Origin of the sequence: Nodosilinea sp. P-1105, from assembly GCF_012911975.1 — a bacterium.
Taxonomy (GTDB): domain Bacteria; phylum Cyanobacteriota; class Cyanobacteriia; order Phormidesmidales; family Phormidesmidaceae; genus Nodosilinea.
This window is the reverse complement of record NZ_SMDQ01000041.1, coordinates 1-3,815: the sequence shown is the minus strand read 5'-3', so window position 1 is coordinate 3,815 and position 3,815 is coordinate 1. Positions and strand designations below refer to the sequence as shown.

Here is a 3,815-nt window from a genome sequence, read left to right as displayed (position 1 = left end):
CGAAAAACGGATCTGGATGGAGCCGGGAGCCAATACCACCTATGTCTCCTATACCCTAGAGCGGGGTACGATGCCCCTTCGCCTCACGGTCAAAGCGCTGGTCAACTATCGCAGCTACCACAGCCGTACTGAGGCGGGGGACTGGGCCATGGAAGTACAGCCGGTGGCCGGGGGGCTGCGGGTGACGGCCTTTGCTGGGGCGACCCCGTTTTACCTGCTGGCTCCCCAGGGGCAAGGGGCGATCGCCCCCGAATGGTACCGAGGCTTTGAACTGGCCGTCGAAGCCTACCGGGGGCTAAGCGATCTCGACGACAACCTGCTGGTCGGCTGCTTTGCCCTCGACCTTAACCCCGGCGAGACGGTCTGCCTGATCGCTAGCACCGAGGCCAGTCCCGATCTCGACGGGGCCGCCTCGCTCCAGCGCTACCAGGCCCATAGCCGCACCCTACTCGACCAGTGGCAAACCGCCCAGCCCACCCTCGCCCCCCAGGCCCCCGACTGGGTGCGGCAGCTGGTGCTGGCCGCTGACCAGTTTATTGTCGATCGCCCCTCCCCCGACCACCCCGAGGGCAAGAGCATCATCGCTGGCTACCACTGGTTTGGCGACTGGGGCCGAGACACCATGATCAGCCTGCCAGGGCTGACCCTGACCACTGGTCGGCCCGACCTGGCCCGAGGCATTCTCACCACCTTTGCCAAATACGTCAGCCAGGGCATGTTGCCCAATCGGTTTCCCGACGATGGTAACCCTCTCACCGACGCCGACTACAACACCGTCGATGCCACCCTCTGGTACGTGGAGGCGGTGCGCCAATACCTGGATACCACCGACGATCAGGTCCTGCTCGCCGAGATTTTCCCGGTCTTGCAGAGCATCATCCACTGGCATCAAAAGGGCACTCGCTTTAACATTCACCTCGACCCCGCCGATGGCCTGATCTACGCCGGGGCGGCGGAGGTGCAACTCACCTGGATGGACGCCAAGGTGGGCGACTGGGTGGTGACCCCACGCATTGGCAAGCCGATCGAGATCACAGCCCTCTGGTATGCGGCAGCGCGATCGATGGCCCACTTTGCCCAGCGATTGGGCCAGCCTACCGCGATCTATGACCAGATGGCTGAGGCGACTTTAAACGGGTTTCAGCAGTTTTGGCAGGCTGACCAAAGCTACTGCTTTGATGTGCTCGATACCCCCGCTGGCCCCGACCCCTCCCTGCGCCCCAACCAACTGCTGGCGATTTCCCTCGGCTTTGATCGGGATTACCCACCGCTGCTGACTCCCGACCAGCAAAAGCAGGTGGTGACGCTGTGCGGCCAGCAGCTCCTAGCCTCCTGCGGGCTCCGCAGTCTGTCCCCCCAGCATCCTCAGTACCAGGGAGCTTACGGTGGCGATCAGACCCATCGCGACGGTGCCTATCACCAGGGCACGGTATGGGGTTGGCTGTTGGGGGTGTTTGCGATCGCCCACTACGCCGTCTACCAAAACCCCACCCTGGCCGATCAGTTTTTGCAGCCCCTCGCCCATCACCTGCAAACCGCTGGGCTGGGCACCATCAGCGAAATCTTCGATGGCGATGCGCCTTTTCAGCCTCGAGGCTGTATAGCCCAAGCCTGGTCAGTGGGGGAAATTCTCCGCGCCTGGACCACGATTCACAGGGCCGCTGCCCGATAAATCCAATTTCAGTCCAGCCGTGGTGTTTTGCCCATCAAGAACTGTAGCCCCTAAGCTGAACGGCGTATAACCCTGGCATCGACTATTGACCAGCCCCTTTCCCCAGAGCTTATGGCCTCTCACCCCACCGACCCACCTCTCCTATCCCTAGCCACCATTTTGAAATCAAAGCGGTTTGTCGAGGCTGCAGAGACGCTCAATCCAGTGCTGCTGTGGGCGGCCCTGGCGGGGTTGATCATTAGAGTGGTTAGGGGAAGCTTTCGCTGGCTAGTGACTTACATCCGGTAGTGCATTTTAGTGCAGGCCAGAGGAAAATACCGGATGACCTTGCTTGGCCAACTTCTCTCTGATGCAGCGATTGTAGTCATGGATGAATAGCCAGATGGCCCCAATGTGGTTCTCGAGCTTTTTGAGAGTGTTCAGGGTTGAATGCGGGCGGCATAACGCCCCGGTTCACCCGTGGCAAAACTCTTTAAGGTTTAATCGGAACTCTTATTTCCATCGGGTGCCACCGGATAGTTAGGCGATGAAGGCCAGATAATGGGGTTACCGTCATTACTCACTCTAGTAACCCCGTTTTGCATGTAGCCAGTAGTTGTCATTTAGTTAACTCGTTTCAAGGTCACAGGTACCGGTCGGCAAATAGTGTTACATACCGGAGAATGTTCCTTGGCAAAGGATAAGAGTTCATTCAACTCCTGATCACTACAGTCAGCCTTGATATCCATCTCAATCTGAATACTCTCGTAACCTACCGGTACAAAATCACTAAGCCCCAGAAAACCCTGCAAGTCGATCTGACCCACCAGTTTGGTAGAAATCCTGTCAATCTGAATTCCCTTAGCAGCGGCATGTACCACCGTTGTAGTTGTGACACACCCCGCCAAAGCGTGTAGTAAGTACTCCACTGGATTTGCCCCTTCATTGGCACCTAGTAGTACTGGAGGCTCACCATTAGTAAACTCAAATGCTTCTGTACGAGATTCGTCCTCTTGACCCGCACCATAAAACTCCTTAATTCTCGACCGATTTTCGCCACCATTAATCCATTGATTGGTAGCACGAAATTCAAACTGGGCCAAGGTCGGCGTTTGCTTGATCGCATCAACAGGTCTGCTGGATGGCTGTAACGCCACTTCCCACTGGGGCTATCAAGATTTATTTCGCAAGAAATTCCCAAACATTCGATTTAATCCAGCCCCCAATCTCACATTCGCCGATGACTCTGGACATATCGTTACGGCAGGGGGAACAACATCATGGCATGACTTAGCGATTCACATTATCTCACGGCATTGTAGTCCAGGAGAGGCGTTGCGAATTGCAAAGGTTTATTTGTTGAAGTGGCATAGCGAGGGACAGTTGCCCTATGAGACACTTGTTCGTAATGACATTCATGCTGATTCTATTGTCAAAGCCTGCGAACAATTGCTACAGCAATGTTTTCGTGAAAGTGATGCGATTCAGCAAACGATAGAACAGGCAAAAATTCCAGAGCGCACCTTAAAGCGTCGTTTCAAGACTGCTACAGGTTCCACATTAATCGAGTACTTACAAAACCTGCGAATCGAGGAAGCCAAGCACCAGCTAGAGACTAGTGACAAATCTGTAGAAAACATTTGTTACGAGGTTGGTTACGAAGATGTATCTTTTTTCAGGCGTCTCTTCAAACGACTAACCGGAATAACTCCAAGTCAATATCGGCGAATATTTCAGCCTTTACTTTCGGCTTCTAATCTTGGCTAAAAAGTAATTAGCAGATGGCTATATGCACACAGATCCAAAAGGATCAGCAGTGACCATAGCGACTCAGCTAGGGCGCATCACACTATGGCGATCGCCCAGGGTACTCTAGGCCCACAGCTGAATCTAGGCGGTATAGAGCAGTGGCGATCGCCAGTCTTCAATCCCCAGACTTACACCGCACCCGACACCCATCACCGATCGCATTCACCGGGTAGTTCTGAAACACCCGCTGTACCCCCTGCTCATAGCCCTCGAAGGTATAGGCCGGTGCTGTACTCAGCAGGGCCTCAATCAGCTTCTGGGTAAAGAACGGCGACACCGTGAAGAACCGCAGGGCTTTGACCACCATCCCCGGCCAGTCCGTCAACACCACCACAATGCCCAGGTGGGCCTCTGG

At 55.3% G+C, this 3,815-nt stretch carries 4 protein-coding genes and 1 pseudogene; 3 read left to right on the top strand and 2 right to left on the bottom strand.

All coding sequences use genetic code 11. The features are described from left to right. Together E1H13_RS16655 and E1H13_RS16650 are read left to right on the top strand one after the other, a co-directional pair. A partial coding sequence (locus tag E1H13_RS16655) for an amylo-alpha-1,6-glucosidase (RefSeq protein WP_169614702.1) occupies positions 1-1,672 on the top strand: 1,672 nt, incomplete at its 5' end. Between the two features lie 111 nt (positions 1,673-1,783). Further along, complete coding sequence (locus E1H13_RS16650; RefSeq protein WP_169614700.1) at positions 1,784-1,960, top strand: hypothetical protein; 177 nt, start codon at positions 1,784-1,786, stop codon at positions 1,958-1,960. A gap of 314 nt (positions 1,961-2,274) precedes the next feature. On the opposite strand, the gene E1H13_RS16645 is transcribed toward E1H13_RS16650, so the two are convergent. Next, complete coding sequence (locus E1H13_RS16645) at positions 2,275-2,808, bottom strand: OsmC family protein (protein WP_169614698.1); 534 nt, start codon at positions 2,806-2,808, stop codon at positions 2,275-2,277. On the opposite strand from E1H13_RS16645, the pseudogene E1H13_RS16640 reads away from it, so the two are divergent. After that, positions 2,768-3,418: pseudogene (locus E1H13_RS16640) on the top strand (helix-turn-helix domain-containing protein); the annotation flags it as partial. The gene E1H13_RS16645 and the pseudogene E1H13_RS16640 sit on opposite strands and share 41 nt — an antisense overlap. A 157-nt stretch (positions 3,419-3,575) precedes the next feature. Here the strand turns inward: E1H13_RS16640 and E1H13_RS16635 are convergent. Next, a partial coding sequence (locus tag E1H13_RS16635) for a hypothetical protein (RefSeq protein ID WP_169614696.1) occupies positions 3,576-3,815 on the bottom strand: 240 nt, incomplete at its 5' end.